Annotated in this window: 17 protein-coding genes; 6 read left to right on the forward strand and 11 right to left on the reverse strand. The window is 43.3% G+C overall.

Features of this window, described 5'->3' with window-relative positions; genetic code table 11:
- The first annotated feature begins 4 nt into the window (after positions 1-4).
- A complete protein-coding gene (locus DDT91_RS17340; RefSeq protein WP_187177456.1) occupies positions 5-3274 on the forward strand; it encodes a VCBS repeat-containing protein in 3270 nt (1089 codons plus the stop codon).
- On the forward strand, positions 3271-4590 hold the full coding sequence (locus DDT91_RS17345) for a vanadium-dependent haloperoxidase (RefSeq protein WP_187177457.1): 1320 nt from the start codon (positions 3271-3273) through the stop codon (positions 4588-4590). Before DDT91_RS17340 ends, DDT91_RS17345 begins: the two co-directional genes overlap by 4 nt.
- Before the next feature lie 40 nt (positions 4591-4630).
- Here the strand turns inward: DDT91_RS17345 and DDT91_RS17350 are convergent, their stop codons facing one another.
- Positions 4631-5233, reverse strand: a complete 603-nt coding sequence (locus DDT91_RS17350; RefSeq protein ID WP_187177458.1) for a hypothetical protein — start codon at positions 5231-5233, stop codon at positions 4631-4633.
- A gap of 213 nt (positions 5234-5446) precedes the next feature.
- On the opposite strand from DDT91_RS17350, the gene DDT91_RS17355 reads away from it, so the two are divergent.
- Positions 5447-6862: a sulfatase gene (locus tag DDT91_RS17355; RefSeq protein ID WP_187177459.1), complete on the forward strand. Its 1416-nt coding sequence runs from the start codon at positions 5447-5449 to the stop codon at positions 6860-6862.
- An 8-nt stretch (positions 6863-6870) separates the two neighbouring features.
- Here DDT91_RS17355 and DDT91_RS17360 read toward each other — a convergent pair whose 3' ends face one another.
- Together DDT91_RS17360 and DDT91_RS17365 are read right to left on the reverse strand one after the other, a co-directional pair.
- Complete coding sequence (locus DDT91_RS17360; protein WP_187177460.1) at positions 6871-7236, reverse strand: DUF2116 family Zn-ribbon domain-containing protein; 366 nt, start codon at positions 7234-7236, stop codon at positions 6871-6873.
- A gap of 58 nt (positions 7237-7294) precedes the next feature.
- Positions 7295-7906 carry a bifunctional 2-polyprenyl-6-hydroxyphenol methylase/3-demethylubiquinol 3-O-methyltransferase UbiG gene (locus tag DDT91_RS17365; RefSeq protein WP_187177461.1) on the reverse strand — a complete coding sequence of 204 codons (612 nt, stop codon included), beginning with the start codon at positions 7904-7906 and terminating at the stop codon, positions 7295-7297.
- 80 nt (positions 7907-7986) lie between these two features.
- Between DDT91_RS17365 and DDT91_RS17370 the strand changes: the two genes are divergently transcribed.
- On the forward strand, positions 7987-8910 hold the full coding sequence (locus DDT91_RS17370; RefSeq protein ID WP_187177462.1) for an NAD-dependent epimerase/dehydratase family protein: 924 nt from the start codon (positions 7987-7989) through the stop codon (positions 8908-8910).
- Here DDT91_RS17370 and DDT91_RS17375 read toward each other — a convergent pair whose 3' ends face one another.
- Both DDT91_RS17375 and DDT91_RS17380 read right to left on the reverse strand, forming a co-directional pair.
- On the reverse strand, positions 8911-10056 hold the full coding sequence (locus DDT91_RS17375) for a hypothetical protein (RefSeq protein WP_187177463.1): 1146 nt from the start codon (positions 10054-10056) through the stop codon (positions 8911-8913).
- A gap of 50 nt (positions 10057-10106) precedes the next feature.
- Positions 10107-10691 carry a uracil-DNA glycosylase family protein gene (locus DDT91_RS17380; RefSeq protein ID WP_187177464.1) on the reverse strand — a complete coding sequence of 195 codons (585 nt, stop codon included), beginning with the start codon at positions 10689-10691 and terminating at the stop codon, positions 10107-10109.
- 307 nt (positions 10692-10998) lie between these two features.
- Here DDT91_RS17380 and DDT91_RS17385 point away from each other — a divergent pair, with 307 nt between their 5' ends.
- Positions 10999-11583 carry a DUF4136 domain-containing protein gene (locus tag DDT91_RS17385; protein WP_187177465.1) on the forward strand — a complete coding sequence of 195 codons (585 nt, stop codon included), beginning with the start codon at positions 10999-11001 and terminating at the stop codon, positions 11581-11583.
- 218 nt (positions 11584-11801) lie between these two features.
- Positions 11802-12644, forward strand: a complete 843-nt coding sequence (locus DDT91_RS17390) for an OmpA family protein (RefSeq protein ID WP_187177466.1) — start codon at positions 11802-11804, stop codon at positions 12642-12644.
- A gap of 69 nt (positions 12645-12713) precedes the next feature.
- Here the strand turns inward: DDT91_RS17390 and DDT91_RS17395 are convergent, their stop codons facing one another.
- The 6 genes from DDT91_RS17395 to DDT91_RS17420 form a co-directional block, all read right to left on the reverse strand.
- Entirely contained in the window at positions 12714-14054 is a 1341-nt protein-coding gene (locus DDT91_RS17395) for a TolC family protein (RefSeq protein ID WP_255502173.1), read from the reverse strand.
- Entirely contained in the window at positions 14047-14724 is a 678-nt protein-coding gene (locus tag DDT91_RS17400; protein ID WP_187177468.1) for an ABC transporter ATP-binding protein, read from the reverse strand. Before DDT91_RS17400 ends, DDT91_RS17395 begins: the two co-directional genes overlap by 8 nt.
- Positions 14725-15072: 348 nt before the next feature.
- Complete coding sequence (locus DDT91_RS17405) at positions 15073-16422, reverse strand: Gfo/Idh/MocA family oxidoreductase (protein WP_187177469.1); 1350 nt, start codon at positions 16420-16422, stop codon at positions 15073-15075.
- Positions 16423-16434: 12 nt separating this feature from the next.
- Complete coding sequence (locus DDT91_RS17410; protein WP_187177470.1) at positions 16435-17100, reverse strand: DUF1080 domain-containing protein; 666 nt, start codon at positions 17098-17100, stop codon at positions 16435-16437.
- A 175-nt stretch (positions 17101-17275) separates the two neighbouring features.
- Positions 17276-19687 (reverse strand): ABC transporter permease, encoded by a 2412-nt coding sequence (locus tag DDT91_RS17415; RefSeq protein ID WP_187177471.1) that lies wholly within the window; start codon positions 19685-19687, stop codon positions 17276-17278.
- A gap of 165 nt (positions 19688-19852) precedes the next feature.
- The gene (locus tag DDT91_RS17420) at positions 19853-22306 is read right to left on the reverse strand and encodes an ABC transporter permease (protein WP_187177472.1); all 2454 of its coding nucleotides are present in this window, start codon (positions 22304-22306) and stop codon (positions 19853-19855) included.
- Positions 22307-22476 lie beyond the last annotated feature (170 nt).

Here is a 22476-nt window from a genome sequence, read left to right on the forward strand (position 1 = left end):
TCATATGCGATTGTTTTTTCGGACGCTGATTCTTTTTTGGGTTTCCTTTATCTCTTTTGGAAAGGAAGGGATTGGCCAGAAATACCAATCCGTTTTCGAGGGAGTACCAGCCAAAAAATCTGGAATTACCTTTAAAAACCAGCTGAAAGAAGATCAACAAAACAATATTCTTCGCTATGAATATTTCTATAATGGTGGAGGTGTGGCTGTGGGTGATCTGAACAACGATGGGTTGGATGATATTTTTTTTACCGGGAACATGACCGGAAACAAACTATACAAGAACCTAGGGGAACTGAAGTTTGAAGACATGACCAAGTCGGCAGGTATAGCTGGAAAGGATTCCTGGACCACAGGAGTAAGTATGGCTGATGTAAATGGAGACGGGCTTTTGGACATTTATGTCTGCTATTCGGGCAAAAAATTACCTGAATCCAGACGAAACGAACTCTGGATCAATGAAGGAAACTTCAAATTCTCCGAAAAAGCAAAAGAATACGGGATCGATGACCCTTCCAATTCGACTCAAGGATTATTTTTTGACTTTGACAACGACGGGGATCTGGATCTTTTTTTACTCAATCACCACATCGAGGTGATCAATGAACTGGAGTTTGACCGGGAGAGAAATGCCCGACATCCCTATGCCGGTGATAAACTCTACAGAAATGAAGGAGGCAAATTTACCGACATCAGCGAGCAGGCCGGAATCAAGGGTTCAGCGTTGGGATTTGGATTGGCTGTGATTGCGTCTGATATCAACCAAGATGGGTGGATGGATCTTTTGGTTACCAACGACTACATCGAGCCTGATTACCTCTATATCAATAAGGGAGACGGCACCTTTGAGGACCAATTGCCCGATCATCTGCAACATATCTCCCACTTCTCCATGGGAGCGGATATCGCGGATATAAACAATGATGGCCTCCCTGACATTTTTACGCTTGATATGCTACCGGAGGACAACGAACGGCAAAAATTACTTTATGGACCCGAAAACTACGAGCAGTACAACCTGATGATCCGACAGGGTTTTCACCATCAACTGATGCGAAATATGCTCCATCTCAATCGGGGAAACGGATACTTTTCTGAGGTAGGTCAGGCGTTAGGCATATCCAATACCGACTGGAGTTGGTCTGCCCTGTTTTTTGATGCAAATAACGATGGAAACAAGGACCTATTCATCACTAATGGTTACTACCGGGACTATACCAATCGCGACTTTCTGAAATACAAAGGAGACTACTATTTCAAGCAAGCTATCGCAAAAGAAAAAGCAGACACACTCCATCTGGTCACTTCCATGACCTCTACTCCTATTCATAATTATTTTTTTGAAAATCAAGGAAATATCCAATTCAAAAACCTATCCTTAGCCAGTGGATTTTCCGCCAAAAATTTCTCCAGTGGGGCCGGATTTGCCGATTTGGACAACGATGGCGATTTAGATCTTGTAGTCAATCATCTTAATCAAGTTTCAGAAATTTTTGAAAACAAGAGCTCCAAGGGAAATTGGATTCAGCTGGCGTTGAAGTTTAAAGGAAAAAATCTCTCAGCAATTGGAGCCACAGTTGAAGTCTACACAGGGAGTCAACGCTTTTTCCAGGAACTACAACCGGTAAGGGGATTTCAGTCGTCCAGCTCCTACCGTTTACATTTTGGTTTGGGTGATCAGGTTAAAATCGACAGCATACTCATTACCTGGCCAGATCAAAAAATCCAAAAGCTAAATTCCTCTCCGGTAAATCAACTAGTAACAATTGAATACCAGCCCACTGAATCAGATAATCAGATAAAATGGACTCCAATCCCTTTATTCGAAAAACAAGTAACGAATTTAGACTTCAACCCCAGCCTTTCTTCAGTCAATGACTTTAAGCGTCAACCTCTATTGCTTACCATGCCAAGTCATTTGGGGCCCATCATGGGTACAGCCGACCTGAATTCGGATGGAAATCCAGAGGTTTTCATAGGAGGATCCAAAGGGATTCCTGCAAGAATGTATACGTGGAAAAAGGGAGATTGGGAAGTTTACAGAGGATTCAGGTCTTCCGCGGACTTTACGGATGCTGTGGTCGTTTTTGAGGATTTCAATCGGGATGGGGCCTTGGATCTTTTCTTGGGAAGCGGAGGTTATCAGGACTATCTAACTTCCGATGAGGCCTTGCAGGATCGGTTTTATCTTAATGATGGAACCGGAGTGCTGGTCCCCCAGTCCTCATTCCCTAAGTATTCCATCAGTACTGGGACCGCTGCCGTTTTGGATGTCAACCAAGATGGATTTCCTGATTTATTTGTGGGTGGAAAAATCATCCCCGGTCGGTATCCCGAATTCCCGGAATCCAAAATTTTGGTCAATGACGGAAGAGGAAATTTTTCAGATCAAACTTCGACCTATTTGAAAAATCCAAGAATCGGAATGCTTACCGGTTCGGCGGTGCAAGACCTCAACGGTGACGGAAATGACGACCTTATTCTGGCTGGAGAATTCATGGCGCCAAAGGCATTGATTCAAACAGAAAATGGCTTTGAGGAAAGCTTGAATTATTTTGATTCCAACCTTTCAGGGTGGTGGAATACCATGAAACAAGCCGATATGGACGGAGATGGTGATCTGGATTTGCTGTTAGGTAACTTTGGAATCAATTCCCAACTGAAGGCTTCTCAAGAATTCCCTCTGAGTCTTTATGCGGCAGATTTTGATCAAAACGGCAGCCTCGATCCGATTTTTGAATGTCTGATTGGAGACGGCTACTTTCCTTTTGCCAGCCGGGATGAACTGCTCGACCAAATGGTCAGCATGAGAAGTAAGTTCACCGATTACGCAAGCTATTCCAAAGCCAAAATCCCGGATTTGTTTTCAGCCCAAGAGTTACAAAATGCTCAAAAACTGGAAATCAAAACGCTTGAATCCTTTTACTTTGAAAATATCGGAGGGGAATTCAAAGCTCACCGACTTCCATCTGAGGCCCAATACTTCCCTGTGTATGCTATTCACATCTCTGATGTGAATGAAGATGGGAGGATGGATGTGATTTTTGGAGGAAATCAAAGTCAGGCACGAATCCGGATCGGAAAGATCGATGCAGGATTGGGGCTTGTCATGGTAGGATTAGGGGAAGGTCAGTTTAGACCTTTGACACCAGAAGAGTCAGGACTGCGTATTAAAGGAGATATCAAATCGATATTGGAAATCAAGGATGGTGAAAACAAGTCCTTCATTTTTGGAATCAATCAAAAACAACCTGAAATCTATAGGTTAAAATGAAAGAAAAATTAATTCTTAGTTGGCTATATCTATTTTTCATTCTCACCTCTCCAGTTTGGGCTCAGAAATCAGGTCATAATTGGGCAAAAATTTACTCGCAAGAACTTTTCCGTATCACCGAGGTAATGGTCACCGATGTGGCCAGTCCACCGGTAGCCGCCAGAATTTATTCGTATTCCACTCTGGGCGCTTATGTCACAGTTTTAGATTCAAATCCTGATTTAAGATTTAAGGACTTTTTAGCATTCGGCAATTTCCCAAAACCCGATTTTCCTTTTCTGGAGACAGAAATCCAATCCCATGAATTTGCTGCAGTTTATGCCATGTTTTTGGTGGGAGAAAAGATCATGCCTTCGGGATACCTTCTCAAGGAGGCAAAGGAGAATTGGATTAAGAAAGGGCTAAAAGAAAAAATTATTTCAAAGAAAAACCTGGACACACACCTTCAGCTGGCTCAAAAAGCTGCTGATTTCGTTCTGGACTTGGCACGAAAAGACGGATACATTCAGCTAACCGCGCTGACTCGATACACACCCAAGGAAGGTGAAGGGTTTTGGTTCCCTACTCCTCCTGCCTACATGGCAGCTGTAGAACCTGAATGGAGAACGATGAAGACTTTCTATCTGCAAAACCTGGAAGATTTCAAGCCCTCAGCAATGGCCCCATTCGACCTGAACGAGGGAAGTTCTTTCCAAATCCAGCTTCAGGAAGTCTATCAGGTGGGCAAATCCCTCACCGAAGAGCAAAAGCTGATTGCCAACTTTTGGGATTGTAACCCCTTCAAGGTAGAATTTTCAGGGCACATGGCGATTGGGGTAAAGAAAATTTCTCCCGGTGGTCATTGGATCGGAATCACAGGGATCGCTTCAGAAAAAGCGAACCTCAGCTTTGCGGAAACTGCCTACATCCATGCCTTGATTGGCACCACGCTTCACGATGCTTTTGTCTCCTGTTGGAAGGCTAAATACGATACCAACCGAATCCGTCCGGAGACCGTTATCCACCAAAAATTGGATTCTGACTGGAAACCCCTACTTCAAACCCCTCCTTTCCCGGAATACACCTCAGGGCATTCTGTCATCAGCAGCGCTTCGGCCGAAATTCTTACCGGATATTTTGGTGACAGTTTTGACTTCGTAGATAGCTCAGAGGTTTATTTTGGATTGCCGGAGCGTGCTTTTTCTTCTTTCTACCAAGCAGCTGAGGAAGCCTCTATCTCCCGCTTATATGGGGGAATTCACTTTAGAGATGCCATCGAAAATGGAGTGGCACAAGGAAAAAAAATAGGAAAAACCATCTGGGATAGATTAGATTAAAAGATCAGCACCTATCCAGAAATTTTTCCTATTCCCTACTTCATTTGGTCTGACCTGATTGAATAGATTTTTCCGGTTCCAACCGAAAAGCATATTCCAAAATTGCCATTCTGCTTGAATAGGGATCACTGGCAATCTTAATCCATCCGTAATGATTTTTGTTATCGATTGAAAATCGTATTCCTACCAAGCCATCAGGAATAGTACTCCAATTGCCTGACCAAGAAGGTTCTCCTATTTGCTTTTGAAGTTTGGTCTGGAATTTACCCAATCCAATATCCCAAACTCTGCCATTCTGCTGCGCACTGGCCCCAATTTCAAAACCCTCTTCCAGTGGAATCACTTCCGATTCGTTTACCAGGGCAGTGTTTGACCTAACTGGTGAGATAACAAATTGGTAATGATCCCCGAGCTCATTCCCCATGAGCGTAACCCCAAACTGAAAATCCACAGTTCCATCCCGATCCAAGTCGATCACCTTGGGTGTCCCGTAGGTAAAATACTCGGGATGAACTAATTTCTCATGTTTGATTTCGCTAATCTCGGGTAAGGGCGCATCGATTTCATCTTGACATGCCCCTAAAAGTAAACCCAATGAAATTACCCCTAACAAGGTAAATGAATGGGTGGATTTGGTATTCATAATAAGTATTGTTGGTTTAGTGTCCATTTCACATCAAGACGAATACCAAAATAAAAACGCTTCAAAAACCTCTTAAACTTATTTTTTCAAAAAAACGACTGTACATTTTGGAATCCAATAGTCCGATTTCGTTCAATCCATTCTTAATTTTTGAATATCAAGAATGAAAATAATCAGTCAAAGGATTTACCAGAACCACCCATTGATTTCAGCATGAGCATTCTTTTCTTGTTTATTAAGCTCCTCTACCACCTGCTTTTTTCCTTCTCAGAAAAAAGCCTAACAGACCAGAATCCTAATATCATTCTGATTTTTGCAGATGACTTGGCCTATGGAGATTTGGGAGTTTATGGAGCCAAAGGCTGGACAACGCCACATCTGGATCAATTGGCTGCGGACGGGATGAGATTTGAGCAGTTTTATGTGGCTCAAGCAGTGTGCAGCGCCTCCAGGGCAGCTTTGTTGACTGGGGCCTATTCCAATAGAATTGGCATACACGGTGCACTGGATCATATGTCCAAACATGGACTGAATCCCAAAGAAACGACCATCGCAGAAATGCTTAAGACGAAAGGCTATGCTACAGCAATGGTCGGCAAATGGCATTTGGGCCATCAGAAAGATTTTTTGCCCACAAAACAGGGATTTGACCGGTTTTTTGGACTGCCCTACTCCAATGACATGTGGCCCAATCATCCTGAAACCAAAAATTACTACCCTCCTCTTCCGCTGATCGAAGGCGAAAAAACCATTGCGCTTCTCGAAGACCAAAGCGAACTCACCACCTGGTACACCCATAAATCCCTGGAATTCATAGAACAAAACAGGGAAAAGCCCTTTTTCCTATACCTCGCACATAGTATGCCTCATGTTCCTCTTTTTGTCTCTGACAAATTCAGAGGAAAATCCGAGCAAGGATTGTACGGTGACGTCATGATGGAAATTGACTGGTCTGTGGGTCAAATTCGAAAAAAGCTTAAAGAATTGAACCTTGAAGAAAACACTCTCATCATTTTCACCTCTGACAATGGCCCATGGCTCTCTTATGGAGGTCATGCGGGTTTGAAAGGAAGTCTAAAAGAAGGCAAAGGAACTTCCTGGGAAGGAGGAATCAGGGTTCCTGCCATCTTTTTTTGGCCCGGGCAAATCCCCTCCGGGTCTGTTCAAAAACAAGCCGCAATGACCATAGACATCTTGCCTACCCTTGCAAGGATTACGAATTCCAATCTCCCAAAACTTCCAATAGACGGACGTAATATCTGGGAAATGCTACAGGGAAAGTCTATGCCTGAAAAACCTTATTTCATCTATTACAACCAAAATGAACTTCAGGCGGTAATTTTTGGGAAATGGAAGTTGGTTTTTCCACACATGTATCGAACGATCCCTGCTGGCTCCCAACCACGAAATGATGGACTTCCGGTAAAATACAGTCACCTACCCTTGGAGAAGGAAATGCTATTTGACCTTTCCACTGATCCAGGTGAAACCAAGGACCTTCATAGCAATTTTCCTGAAGTGGTTTGCCAGTTACAGGAATTTGCAGAGCAGGCACGGGAAGACATGGGCGATAAACTCACCAATCGAAAAGGCACGGGTGCAAGAGAACCGGGGAAAATCGAGGAATAAAAGTTACATTACTCCTTCCCTCTCACAATCAAAAACCAATCCCCCTCTAGAGGCAAATAGCCAAAATCGTAGCAATAGTGATACAAGTTTCCTTTTTGGTTTTGATAGACATGGGTGAAGTAGCGGAAATTAAATCCTTCCCGGGTTAATTTTTCGCGGGTGGTTTTGACCAATTTTTCTCCTTCCGGCAAAATACCTGCAAGAATATTTCGGTTGCGTTTGAGCGCATGGTTAATGTTGCGGATCAGATTGGTCGTAATTGCATTCTGCTGATTATTAAAGGTATTTCGGCAGGCATCATCGCAAAATTTCTTGTCTGGCCGACCCTGAATTGGTTTTCCGCAATTTTGACAAACTCGCTTTTCGGTTTCCATAGGCAAAAAAGTTTCTTTCAAGTTAGTAAAGTTAGTTTGAAAATCCAGCCTTACCCTTCTAATTCTTAACCGCTACCATTCGAATCACCGAAGATTTACCCACGTGGTATAATCCTTCTTCTAATTCGACCACCGACTCTTCCAAAATTCGGATAGAGAAGCCTTCAAAGTCCTTCAGCAATTCCTCTTTTGAAAACAGCATTGCCGGATCTTTAGGTCCCCCTGATTTATCATTGACCGAGTTGAACTCACTATGCTTTTTGGAAAAAGCCTCCAAGATCAAAACACCACCGGGCTTCAGAAAGGAGGCAAGCTTTTGATGATAAATTTTTCGGACCGATGGAGGGAAATGGGCAAAAATCAAAACAAGCAAGTCAAAGGAATCAGCTTCAGTATTAAATTCTTCCAGGGAAGCCACTTGGTAATCCAAGTGTACCTGATTCTTTTCTGCCCATTGAATGGCTTTGTTTCTGCCAGCCTCCGAAATATCAAATGCAGTGACTTCCCAGCCTGATTTGGCCGCAAATACTGCGTTTCTACCTTCTCCTTCTGCTGGAAAAAGCGCCTTTCCCGGAATTAATTTTATCAATTCGCTTTTGAAAAAAAGGTTAGGCTCCAAACCATAAGCATACTCTTTTTCCTGATACCTACTGTTCCAGAATTCTTTCATTGGTTAACTTTTTTGTATAAGGGGATATCCTTCCCAATAATTCCAGAATTGGTTAACTTTTAGAACAAACTTTTAAAACTATGAAACTCCACACTATCCTTGGCGCAAATGGAAATATTGGAGATGCCATTTCCCACGAACTGAATTTAAAGAGTATTCAAGTCAGACAGGTAAGCCGAAATCCCACTAAAATCCATGAAACAGACCAACTTTTTGCTGCCGACCTCCTACATCCTGCTCAAGTCGCCGAAGCAGTTAAAGGTTCCGATATCGTATATCTATGTGCTGGAATTACCTATTCTGCCAAAATCTGGGAAAGAGACTGGCCGATCATCATGAGAAACACCCTAGATGCCTGCATAGCGGAAAAGTGCAAACTGGTTTTCTTTGACAATATGTATGCTTTGGATCCTGAAGCTATCGGCCATCTCACTGAAAAGACCCCCATGAATCCCAAAAGCAGGAAAGGAAAAGTTAGAAAACAGATTTTGGAGATGCTATTGAAAGAAGTGATTTCAGGAAAACTTACTGCTTTGGTAGCCAGAGCGGCAGATTTTTATGGCCCAAAAGCCAAAAACAGCTTCCTTCATGAGCTAGTGATTGACCGAATCAAAGCCGGAAAAAATCCTCAGTGGCTATACTCAGGAACCAAAAAACACTCTTTCACCTACATTCCCGATGCAGGGAGAGCTACTGTGCTACTGGCACTACATGAAAACTCTTGGAATGAAACCTGGAACCTGCCCACAGATCCAAGCTATCCAAGTGGACAGGAAATCACCCAACTAGTAAATGAATTACTCGGAAAAAACACCACGCTTTCAGTATTGCCAGGATTCCTGATTTGGATTTTGGGATGGTTTATAGGACCCTTAAAAGAAATTCCTGAACTCAAATACCAGACATCTGAGGATTATTGTTTGGATTCTTCCAAGATCGAAAATGCACTCGGACTAAAACCCACACCCATTCGGGAAGGATTAAAAGCTTGCTTAAACCTTTAATCACTCAATAGTCAATTTCAGCTTGTAAAGAATAATTCCTGAATCTTCTGTTTCAGAAAGATTGGGATTTTTCGAAACCACAATAGCTCCGTCTTTAGTGACTACAAATTCTCCATTGCTGGCAGGAGGAAGACGAAGACCATTGGAGAGAACTTTCAAATTTTTGTCTAAAACTGCAATCAATGGAGGATTCAACTTGGCAAGCTGTTCAGGGTTGGGCCTTCCTTCAGCATCCAATATCGTGGAGAAAACATCCTCCGGAATGCCCGATTGGTACTGAAGCAAAAAATAATCTCCTACGGGATGAATATTCCTCACAGTTCCCGGCATTTTTTTACGATAGGTCTCATAGAAATTTTGTGCATTGCTCATCGGAGTCTCGTCGTAAGAAACCCAATTTCCCAAATCAAGGCTGACTGATTCTACAAATTTGAGATCGCCATTTTTAGCTTCAAATTTCAAAATGTCCGGACGCACCCAACTGAGCAAATACAAATTTTCGGAATCCAAATGATATACTGTAACCAGACTTCCATGATAATTTCCATTTAGAAATGGAGAATCTTTTGGGAGCTCGCCGAGATTTCTAAGACCTTCTCCCTCCTTCTGAAATTCAAAAATCGGATCAGAATAAGTTTTTGCATAAAACTCCTCCGTAAATCCTGCCTGCATGATCGAATCCGCCAAAAACCGGGGATAAAGAATTCCCCCATTCCATTCGGAGAGCCCGAGTTGCGGTAAAAAATTGAAGGAATTGTACTGATATGGAATGCTAATTTGGCCTACCAAGGCTCCTTTATCGAACATCTTAAAACCCTGATTGGCGGTGGCAACTGTCACATTGCCCCGAAAATACCCCATACCCAAGGCCATTTCTATGGCATCTGGCCCGTCCACAGGAAGCTTACCTTCATAAGTTTTGTTACCCTCAGCATCTACCTCAACATAGGAATAGAAGGACTCATCAGAAAGAAGATATTTATCTGATTGATAATCATAATCAATAAGATAAAGAGAACCTAAATGGTCGATCATCACCGAATCCTCAACTTGAAGAGAGTACGATTCTTTGGGTTGATCTTTAGTGGTATTGCAGGAAAAACAACCCAAAACAATCCCTGAGAGTAATAAAATCAGCTTTTTCATAAAATGAATTGAAAAGATTATAGTCAAAATACAAGCTTAATATAAATAAACTAAATTATTTTAAAAATCTCTTTCCTCAGCCGAGGCAAAATCTCTCCCTCAAACCAAGGATTATTCCGCATCCATAGTCTGTTTCTGGGCGAAGGATGAACCAGTGGAAAAAAGTCTGGCAAATAGGACTCAAAATTTCTGACTGTTTCGGTGAGCGTTTTCTTTCCTAGATCTGCCAAATAATAGGTCTGAGAAAAGGATCCGATCAACAGTGTAAGCCGAACCTCCGGCATTGTTGATCTCAGACTGCTGTGCCAATGAACTGCGCATTCCGGTCTGGGAGGTAAATCTCCCCCCTTACCTCTCCCTGGGTAACAAAAACCCATGGGCATGATTCCAAAAATTTCAGGATTATAAAAGGTTTCCCGGTCGACTCCCAACCATCTTCTCAGCTCATCCCCACTGGGATCATTCCATGGAATCCCGGTGGCATGGACTTTTGTCCCCGGCGCCTGACCAATGATCAGAATCCTACTCCTAGGATGTACCGAGAAAACAGGCCTGGGACCTAGAGGCAAGTGAGCCTCGCAGATCCTACACGCTTTCACTGTTGAAATCAATGTCTCCAATTCAACTTTCGACATCTACTGTTCTGATGAAATCTTTGAAAGGACGTAAATTAACTGAATTAGGATTTGCTCCAAATCTTTTATCCTGAGATATAAGAAAAATTAAAGGGTCTGATTGGCTTTTTTTCTAAATAGAAATCCATTTCAAAAACACAAAAAAGCTGCTCAATTTGAAGATTATTATTCTTCAATTCCCTAAATTAAGGTTGCATTTCCTTGAAATTTAATGGGTTGAAAAAACAATCTTCTTAAACGACGGGTTGGGAGATTCTAAGCAATCCATAAAAACAAATTAGAACTTCATGTTTTAACCCAAAAGTCTATGAAAGTCTCTACCCTACTTCTAAGCCTACTGCTAATTCTCAGCGTATCCTGTTTCTCCTCCAAGGATTACGTGACTGATTATGACTACAACTACACCGGCTCTTTTAAAAAATATAAAACCTTTGCTTTTGTAGAATCCTCCGAACTGGATAACACGGTAATCACTCCTGTTTTAAATGCTACTATTGGTGCAAGATTGGGTTCACAGGGCTTCAGAGAGCAGGTCGAAAAACCGGATCTATTGGTGAGTTATAAGATCTTCACAGATTCGGTTAAATATCGTGGGTACGTACAGCCGGAATTTGACTATTGGCTCAACCGCACCGGGTATACTTATCGAAATGACGAAGGAGAAATCGAACGGGAACAGGAAAAAGATGAAACCTACAATCAAATCAGATATGCCCAAAATAGCGGAATGCTGGTCATTTATGTCATTGACAGTAAGAAAGGCAACACCATTTGGCAGGGATATACCGCTGCAAACTTTGACTTCGAATCCCCTAATTTTCCTTCAGACATTACACGCGCAGCCTATCGGGTGATGAATGAATTCCGAATAATAAACCGACTCCCAAATTAAAACACCCTAAGCAACTTGTGGAATTACTCCACACATTTTCCAAAAAAGCACATTTCTCTATAGGGGACTGTGCTTTTTTCTTTTTCATCCCAATCTTTAAAAATACGGCTTAATTGATCATTTAAACCGCTTTTTCAAGTACCTCCACTCGAGTTATACCTTACTTTTCAGATTTGGCGATTCATTTGGATGGCAAGAGGAAACAAGACTCTAAAAAAATGAAAAAATCTATCATTCTCGCCACAGCCCTTGGTCTAAGTATGACCATCTCCTGTGTTTCCAAAAAGAAATACACCGAACTGGAAGGAAATCTTTTCCAAACCCAAACTCAACTCGCTGAAGTAAATAAGGAAAAAGCGGATTTGGAAGAGAAAATGACCGCAATTGAAAAGCGGGTAGCCGAATATAACGCCAGAATCAACAGCCTGAAAGATACCAATGCCAGCCTAGAAGAATCCAACAATTCGCTATTGAGCTTAAACGGGCCTACTCCGATATCTAAAAACCACAGAGCCAAACTAGAGCAAACCCTTCAAAACGTGGATCCTTCCCTGCTTGCCGAGGCAAAAACCATGGAAGATTCTGTCAATCTGGCTATTGAGTATAATATCAAGAAAAACATTGCAGCAGAAAGTGAAAGTGAGGACGATATCAAAATCGACATCGAAAATACAGTGGTGATGATTTCGGTATCTGATAAATTACTCTTCAACACGGCAAGCTACCGGATCAACCCTAAAGCAAATCCCCTTCTACAAAAACTTGCCGAAGTCATTAATGCGGAGCCCAGCCTTCAAGTCATGATAGAGGGACATACCGATCCCAGGTCCATCTCCAATGCTGTCATCCAAGACAACTGGGATCTTTCTGTAAAAAGAGCAACCTCTATCGTAAGAGAACTTCAACTGAAATACAAAGTCGCCCCGGAGAAAATGATAGCGGCAGGAAGAGCCAGCTACATGCCGGTCGTGAGTAATGATACGCCGGAAAACATGGCTATGAACAGACGAACCAGAATCGTCCTGATTCCAGATTTAGACATGTTCTTTGCCATGCTGTAAAGTAAACCAACTACCACAACCAACCTTAAAACAAAAAGGAAGACTCTTTGGGTCTTCCTTTTTTCTGGCTTAACTCCCAAGTTCAAGAGTGCCTATTGCATATTTCATCAGGATCTCCTGAAAAAAAAGTGTGTACACTGCCTGAGCCTGATCTGCCTGAGCTCTGACCATCGTTTGATTGGCTGTAGCCAAATCCACAAAACTGGATAAACCCAATCGAAAGCGTTCCCCAACTGCATTGAACGCTTCCTTGGCTGCCAATACTTGAACCTGTGAGTTTTTCTCTTTTCGAATCGCCGCTTGGTAATTTTGATGGGCAAGCCTCACGTCCTGAAAGATTTTTCTGTCCACGGATTCATTTTGAAGCAGTTGGTTTTGATAGGTTACTCTGCTTCTTGTCACATCCAGTCTGTTTTGAAAACTTGTGAAAATGGGAATAATCAAAGAAAGCCCCAGCGTATTTTGAGGATAAATCTTCAACAGTTGCTCTCTCAGGGTTCGTTCATCCAGAGAGGTAAAAAAAGTGTTGTAATTATAGAAAGCATTTACTCTCGGAAAATACATGGCCTTTATGGCCTGCATATCCTTTTTGTAAGATTCCGATAAAAGCTTCTGTTGAGTTAAATCTGAACGGTTGGCCTTGGCGAGTTCATAGAGTTGTCCAAGGTCCAAGTCTGCAAAAGATTCCCTGTCCCTCTCGGCATTTACTTTTTCCAATACAGGTAGTTGACCTGCAGGGAGCTGCAGGTATTCAGAGAGACTCCATCGATCATTTTCCAGTTGAACTTCCGCATCCACTTTGACCGATTCAAGCCGGGCTACTTCCGATTGCTGATTATACAGATCAGAAACTGTTCGTAATCCTGCATTTACAAATCCCTCGATTTGGATGAGTTGTTGTTTTTGATTTTCCAGATTTTCAGTAGCTATCCGCAACAGTTCCTCATCCAGCAAAACTTGTAAATACCTGCGGGAAACGTCAAAAATCACCATTTGTCTTGCTCTTTCCAATCCTTTTTCTCCAGCTTGCAATGCAAGATTTGCGGATTGTGTATCCAAAATTCTTCTCCCCGAATTGAACACTGGCATATTCAAATTGAGATTGGAGGATACAATTTCATTGGTTACGTTGGTCACAACGATTTCCCCCTCAATCTGCTGAAACTGCTGCCCGGTTTGTCTGAGCAAATTGGTGGTAATCCCTGCTGTTGGAAGATGGGACAAAGTGGCCACCTGTTTTTCCTTTTGCAAAATCTCAAGATTGTTTTCCCTGGTCTTAAACTCCAGATTTTGGTCTAAGGCAATATCGACGGCCTGTCTGAAGGTCAACAGCAACGTATCTTGCCCAAAGGACTGTATAGGGTGGTAAATCCAAAGCAGGGTAGCAAGTAGTAGGGTTTGCTTAAGCATATTTCTCATCGCTATCTATTCTTCCGTCTATTAATTGGATTAATCGGGTACCATATTCCGCATTTTCCCGAGCATGCGTGGCCTGAATGATGGTGGTGCCATCAGCATGCAATTCTTTGAATACCTCCATGATTTCTTTGGCCTGCGCCGAATGGAGATTTCCGGTCGGTTCATCAGCCAGCAAGACTCTGGGTTTACCGGCTACAGCTCTTGCGATCCCGACCAATTGCTGCTGTCCACCGCTGAGTTGGGCGGGAAAGAGATCCTTTTTCGCTACCATATTGAATCGGTCCAAAAGCTCAGCAATGATGCTCTTTCGATCAGAGGAAGAGACATTCCGATAGAGAAGCGGAGTTTCGATATTTTCATAGACGGTCAATTCATCGATAAGATGGTAAGCCTGGAAAATGTACCCAAATTCGCTTTTATGGAGATTTGATCGCCCCTTGGCCTTCATTGCCCGGATATCTTTTCCCAGAAATGAATAAGTTCCCTGATAATCCTCATCAAGCAGCCCAAGAATATTAAGTAAGGTGGATTTTCCAGCGCCCGAAGGCCCCATCAGAGTCACAAACTCCCCTTCTTTTATGGTTAGGTTAATTCCTTTGAGGAGAAACACCCGTTGAAAACGGGATTCGATGTATTTGTCTAGTTCAGTTAGCTGAATCATGGCATTAAAGTTAGAAAGTACTTGTCGAGATTCATGCCAATAAAAAAGCCCCCAGAATCACTCCAGGGGCTATTTTTCAGAAAAGAGTAATCAAAATTCTCGAACATTTTTGTTCGCCAGCGGACGAATCAGTAGACAGTAATCAGTGGTCGGTTGGCAGTACTGTCAGGCTGAGCCTAGTCGAAGCCTTTCTCAGTACTTAGTCGAAGCGGTCAGTAAGCAAGTTAGGAAGTCAGGAGGCAAGGGTGCTAGGAAGTCAACCTCCCCTCATGCCCGCCTCTTCTATCTAGCGTATTGTGTCAATTGTCTTGCATCTAGCCTCTTTATTCCAGCTACTTGCTACTCCAATCAAAACTTTCGATACTTTCCTCCCAGGTACTTATTCGCTTTTTTCTCAGCAAATCTGGCTTTTTTACTATTCCAATGAAGCGTTTCATTCGGGAAGCGTCCCGCGATCACACCCAGCAAAATGGTTTCAGTCAATCGGGCTGAGTATTCAAAAGGAGCAGAGCATTCACCTTTTCCCAAGCAGGCATCCACAAACTGATGGTAATGCTTTTTGCTTTCTCCTGCATAATCTTTCACAGGTTGACCAAGATTAAAAGGAGCTACATCAAACTCCTTGTATTTTCCATCCACGATTAATCTGGGAAGCTGCTGGAAGTGAGGCAAAAGCAATCTCCCTTTTTCACCCAAAAACATCGCGCCTTGATCTGGAAGCGCATCTCCGTTGGGAAGCTTCAGATCTTCATGGTCTGCAGGAGCTCCTGGCCCGTCGTACCAAACCCACTTGAGGGTTTCGGTGGTGTAAGGAGTCTGTGGGAATTCGTACGTAACGATATTGTTTTCGGGGAAACCAAATCCTGTAGGCTTTCGGCAATTATTTACAATCGTCCGTGGAACATCGAGCTGAAGTGCATTATAAGGAGTGTCAAAAATATGTACCCCCATATCCCCTAGCGTTCCACAGCCATAATCCAAAAGCTTTCTCCAATTTCCGGGATGATAAACCCCTTCTTTGTATGGTCTTTCCTCTGCAGTTCCAAGCCAGAGATTCCAGTTCAGATTTGCCGGAATGGGATCACTTCCTTTTGGTTCAGGCCCGTCATAGCCCCAATTTTTCGGAGACCAAGCCCGTACCGTATGGACTTTGCCGATGATGCCAGATTGAATCAGTAGAGTGGCTAGTTTATAATCGTAAAAAGAATGGACCTGAATCCCCATTTGTGTGACCAGCTTCTTGTCTTCTGCCATTTTTTTCATGGCACGGGCCTCAGAAACATGGTGGGTCAGTGGTTTTTGACAATATACTGCTTTGTTCATCTCCATAGCCATGAGAGATGCCGGAGCGTGGGTATGATCTGGAGTAGAAACTACCACCGCATCGATCTGGTCTCCCATTTCTTTGAGGAGGATGCGGTAATCGACGTAGGTTTTGGCATTGGGAAAAAGAGCTGTAGCATTACTGAGCGCATTGCTGTCCACATCACAGAGCGCTACCACGTCGACTAGCTCGTGAGAAGAAATGGCACGAAGATCTTCCATGCCCATTCCGCCGAGACCAATATGAGCGGTACGAAGCCTTCCTGCTGCGTTGGCTTTTGCCAAAAGTGAAGGTGCCAAAGCCAATCCGGCGGCACCCAAAATGGACTTTTTCAAAAAGTCCCGGCGATCGATGATCTGAAAATTCTTTGCCATCAAGTTGAGGTGTTATTGTTGAGAGTTAGGTAATTCTTTGATTCGGATATTTCGGAAATGGACCACATCACCATGTCCCAAAAAACCGATATGTCCACTGCTTCGCTGCAAGCCGGGATGGTCTTTTTTGTCTAAAGTCCCGTTTTTGCTGGCCTCTAGGTAATCACCCTCCAAAATAGTGGTACCGTTGAGAATGATCTTGATTTTGGGATGTTCCACGATGACTTCCTGTTGATTCCATTCGCCAGTAGGCTTAAGAAATCCCCGTTTTGCAGGCATGACTCCGTAAACCGAACCGTGATATTGGTAGATTTCCAGCTTGGAATATTTCTCATGCTCATTGTCCAAAATCTGGAGTTCCTTGCCGACATAGGCAGCGTCACCTTGCAACGGGGCATGGATTCCAAGACCGTTATTGGCACCGGGTGTCAGTTGGAACTCGAATCGAAGAATAAAATTCCCGTATTCTTTTTCGGTAAATAGATTTCCTCCACCACCGCCTTTGGGCTCTATGACAATCATGCCGTCTTTGGCCTGATAGGATTCTTTGTTCCCCACCCAACCGTCAAGATTTTTTCCGTTGAAAAGGGGAACAAAACCGCTTTCTTGGGCTAAAGCAAGGCCGGAAATAAGGGTGAAAACAAATGCAAAAATCGAAAAGGATACAGGTTTCTTCATGGATTTGTAGATCTAATGGGCAGATATACAAATCTAGAAGAGTAATTGGTTTTTCCAGTGCCGTTTGTCAATTCGAGGGAGTGCAGGAAGTATGGGAGGTGAGAAGTTTGGATGTTAGGAGGAGTAAAAATTAAGAAAACCCCCATACTCCCTTTCTCCCAAACTTCCCAACCCTCTACTCATCCTTCAGCACCTTGGCAGGATTGGTCTGAGCGGCCTGATAGGAATGAAGGCCCACGATCAGCAAGCAAAGTGATAGTACGCCAATCCCTGCCATGCCAAACAACCAATAAGGCATGTCCATGCGATAGGCAAATCCCTCTAACCAATCTTTGATAAAGTAATAGGCCGGATAGATGGCGAGGGCAAAAGAGACAAGGACCAAAATGACATATTCCTTGGAAATCAGGGCCAAAACCTGAAGTACTGAAGCCCCAAGTACCTTGCGAATACTGATCTCTTTGGTACGCTGCGCAATGGTATAGGATGAAAGTCCAAACAGACCCATGGCCGAAATCAAAATAGCCAAGAAAGTAGCCGCCGTGAGCACGTTTTTGATCCTTAGGTCCTCTTCGTAAAACTCCCCAATCGCCTCATCCAGAAAATGAAACTCTTCGCTTTCATAAGGATACACTTCCTTGTACCTACTCTCCAATGCCAACTTGGCTTGGGCAAGATTTTGGCCTGGTTGTAGCTTTACAGAAATGGTCTGGAAATACTTGGGATTGTAAGTCAACAAAAGAGGACGGATTTCTTCTCGGAGACTACGGGAATGAAAGTTGCCGATGACACCTACGATTTTTCGCTCCTCTCTTCCAAATCGGATCGTTTGGTTGAGCGCCGAGGCCGCATCAGCATAACCGGCTTCCTTGAGAAAATTTTCATTGACCAAGATCTCATCCTCACGATTACCCGCATTTTTTCCTGCCAAAAGTGGAATCCCATTGACTCCGACAAATGCCGAATCCACATTCATTACTTGGGTGAAAATCTGCTTTTCAGTGGTATCTACCGGAATCCATGCATCCGAAGTCCAGAGACTGTTGGACGACACCAAGCTTCCACTGAGACTCGCTCCGCTTACTCCGGACTCCTGATTCATCAACTGCTGCACTCTGATCATTTGATCCGGATCAGACATAAATGGCAGTTGGGCATAGAGGACAGCATCCTTTTCAAACCCCAAAGGCTGACTGGACACGTAGCGTAGCTGTGCCTGAAGGACGAGTACCAAAATGATAAAGGCAATGGAAGAAGAAAACTGCAATACAGTGAGATTTTTTCTCAAAAAGACTCCCAAAGAAAAGCCAGTAGACAGCACCTTTTCCCCTTTGATCGCCCTGATCGGCTGATAGGAAGAAAGTATCAAGGCAGGATAAATCCCCGATAAAACCGTCAGAATCAATGGAAAGAGTGCATAAAACACCAAATTTGATCCATGGAGATACTCCACCGCAAACCCACTCGGCAAATAGCTGCTAAATAGATTTCTGATCACCTCTGCCAAGGCCAGTCCGATCAAACCTGCCGAAAGCACCAACAAATAGGTCTCCACCAAAAACTGATAAACCAGCTCCCATCTTCTTCCTCCCAGGGTCTTGCGGATCCCTACCTCTTTGCTGCGGCCTATAGCCATAGCCGTTTCCAGATTGACAAAATTCAGCGTAGCCAAAACCAAAATAATCAGACCGATATAGACCAGTCCATTCAGAAAAACTTTAGAGACAGAAGTCCCTGAGTAGGTTTCTCCGAAATGCATTTCTGCCAAAGGTTCAGCCAAAAAAGTGGTGGACGCTTGCTCTTCCTCCTCAAAATTTTTGGCCACAACGGAGGCCAGGGAAGCTTCGAGTTCATTTTTACCTGAACCCTTTTCCAGTCTGACAAAAAGCTGAGAACTGGAATTGACATTTCCCCAATGGTGTAGACCATACCATTCTTTTTGCTCCTCGGTCTGAATAGTAGCAAATGAAATAAAGTCTTTGAAAATGAAGTCGGAATTTTCGGTGTAATCCTCCACCACCCCGGTGACTTGTGCACGGATCGTATCGGCATCTATCCAGACCAATTCCTTTCCCAATGCATCCAAAGGCTGAACTCTCGGAAAATATTTTTCCAAGTTGCTTCGGGTGATGACTGCGGAAAGAGGTTTATCCAGAGCTGTCACAGGATTTCCTGCAAGCCATTTTCTGGGAAAAATCTGAAAGAATCCCGGATCTGCAAAAGTGACTTCATTGGACCTGCCCAAGACCCGATTGCCCTCAGGCACCAAAGTTAAGACCTCCCACAACGTATAAATTCTGCCCTTGGTCTCGATAAATGAAATCTCCGAATCGATCACCTCTCCTAGGGGCCCATTGGTACCGGATGAGGGGTAGCTTTCCCCCATATCCCACTGGGTCACCGTATTAATTCGAAAAATCCGATCCCTGTCCGGATGAAATGTATCAAAACTATAGGCATGCCAGATGACATTGAAAATCAAAAAAACGATCGAAATGCCCAAGGATAAGCCTAAGATATGGATCGTAGTCCGGAGCTTATTTCGGAGCAAGTTTCGAAGGGCGATCTTGAAGTGGTTTTTTAGCATGAGAGTCGGGAAGTTTGGGAGTCTGGAGGTTTGGGAGATTTACAGCAGGCAGCCACAGTTAGTAGATCTTTTCGTCTAGTATCAAGCTTCTTGCATCATTAATCTAATATCTCAGGTCTTGTGTCTTGTGTCTAATGTCTTGTGTCTAATGTCTTTTACCCTATCTCACTCACTTCTCAAAAGCTTCGTGGGGTTGATCCAAGTAGCTTTGATTGTCTCTAGACTCACAATGGCCACAGAGAAAAATACCCCGACCAACAAAGCAAGCAGAAATACCCCAGCACTCAAGGGAACCTTGATAGCAAAATCCTCCAGCCAAATCTGCATCAAATAATAGCTTACCGGGATGGAAGCCAGTACGCCAATGAGAGTGATTTTCAAAAATTGTCGGTTAAACAAGAGAGAAATTTCACTGGTAGTTGCTCCCATTACTCTCCGAATTCCAATTTCTTTCAACCTACTGGAGATAGCTAAGGAAGCCATGGCAAACAATCCCATACCTGCAATGATCAGGGCCACAATTGCAGCCATAGTCACCAAAGAGCTCAAGCTGTTAGCCTGCACATATTCCCTTGCGATTTCATCCTCAATAAAGCTATAATCAAAAGGATCAGAGCCATACAAATCTTTCCATATCCCCTCCAAACGTTGAATCATGGCTTGTTTATCCTCAGTTTTAACTTTGATGTATACTTTTGCAATCATCTGATCCTCCATGGTGAGATTTCGGAATCCACGGAAAAAGTTTTCCGGCTTCATGACCAAAATGGCTGGTTCGATTTGTTGGAAAAGGCTCTCATAGTGAAAGTCTTTCACTACCCCAACCGCTCTGTTTTCTCCAAAAGGCCGATCACTTTCCAGACTTTTTCCAAAAGCCTCCTCCCAACCCAATTGCTTTTTCATAGCTTCATTCATGATAAAAGCATTAGAAAGGTCTGAAGGATTGGTGGCAGAAAAATTTCTTCCCTCAACCAGATTGAGTCCAAAAAAGTCCACAAAATCCTCATCTACGATATTGAGGTGAAAATCTATTCCCTCCGCCTGGTCGGGGCTTCTGAATCCTACCGAAAACCAAGAATTGTCTCCGTACATAGCTGTAGCCACCGAAGTTTGGGTGACCTCAGGAAGTTTTCTAAGCTCATTTTTGAATGGCTGGACATAATCAAAGCTTTTCTGAATCTGTTCCTCCAGACCCTGAGCTGCGGGAGGAGGCACAAGGACCTGAATGATATCTGTTTTGGATGCTCCCAGATCAAAGTCTTCCACCGTTTTCATTTGTCTGACCATGACAAGGGTACAGGTCACCAGCAAAGTGGAAATAAAAAACTGCAATGCCAGCATACTCATCCTGAGGTTTTGCTTCCCAAACCGAAGCGAAAGATTGGATTTTAGCACTTGAACAGGCCGAAAAGAGGCCAAAAAAATCGAAGGATAAGCCCCCGCTACCAATGCGATAAACAAACTCATGCCCAGAAAAATCAAGAACTGAGAAAAGTCAAAACTAATCAGCATGTTCGTTTGCATCAGGGAATTGAAAATGGGCAAAAGCAGATAAGCCAAAATCAGCCCAAAACCCATGGAAATGGCCGTGAGTATCACCGATTCAGCCATAAACTGGCCAAAAAGCTGTCCAAAACCTGCGCCCATAGATTTTCGCACCCCGACTTCTTTAGAACGGCTGGCAGAGTTGCCGATTGCCATTGTGGTAAAGTTGATGCACGCAATCAAAATGATAAGAATAGCCACACCGGACAAAATCCAAAGAATCCTGGGATTAATAACAGAGGCAAGGCCGGCTGGTATATCCACATTCAAATGCATGTCAGCCAATGACTGCAGCGCAAATCCATAATTTTCCGCCTCCTTTGGATCCTGAAAATTTCTTCTGACAAAATCCTTGGTCTCCTGCTCAAATTGTACGGGAGTCATCCCATTTTTCAGGCGGGCATAGCCGTCACCGAATGACATGTACCAATGGGCACGCTCACGATCTCCATAGATCAATTCCAGATTTGAGTCATGCATCAAAATTTCATAGCTTAAACTGGAATTGGCCGGTGCATCTTGGATGACTCCGATCACTTCATAGGGCAATAACTCATCGGTCAAACGAATTTGAAGTTCTTGGCCAATAGGGTTTTCAGAACCAAAAAATCGATTCGCTGCCAATTCAGATAGTACAATTCCACCCCGTTGATCTTCGCTTTTTGGATAGGTTCCCTGAATAAGTTCGAATCCAAAAATTTCAAAAAAGTCTTCCCCAACCATGGTAACAGATTGGTTGAACCCATCCCCATCCGTTCGCTTTACCAAATAATTGTTGGGGACAAAATTGGTATAATCCACCCGATCAGAGAGGTTCTGCTCTATAACTGATTCCAAGACAAGGGGTAAAGATGGAAAACGAAATTCTCCCTGATTTCCATTCTGAACCCTCAGTACCCGATAGAGATTTGTTTGATCGGGATGAAAGGTGTCAAAACTTACCTGAAATTGAACATAAAAAAACAGCAGCGTGGTTACGGCAACTCCTACTGTCAAACCGATCAGGTTGATGAGGGTGTAAGACCGGTTTTTGAGGAGATTCCGAAATCCAACTTTGAGGTAATTGATCCACATAATGGCTGAAAGAGAAATTGGTTTAGTAATCAAATAAGGACAAGCCTCTTTCTCTAATCCAGCTTTATGCCAAGTTATAAGCTGTCCAAATTGAAGAATTTAGCCATTTTTGATTTTTTACAGCTCCACCTTGCGAACGTTTTTGTCCGTCTGCGGTCGAATTGAATTTA

The sequence above is a fragment of the Algoriphagus sp. AK58 genome (assembly GCF_014324365.1).
Classification (GTDB): Bacteria; Bacteroidota; Bacteroidia; order Cytophagales; family Cyclobacteriaceae; genus Algoriphagus.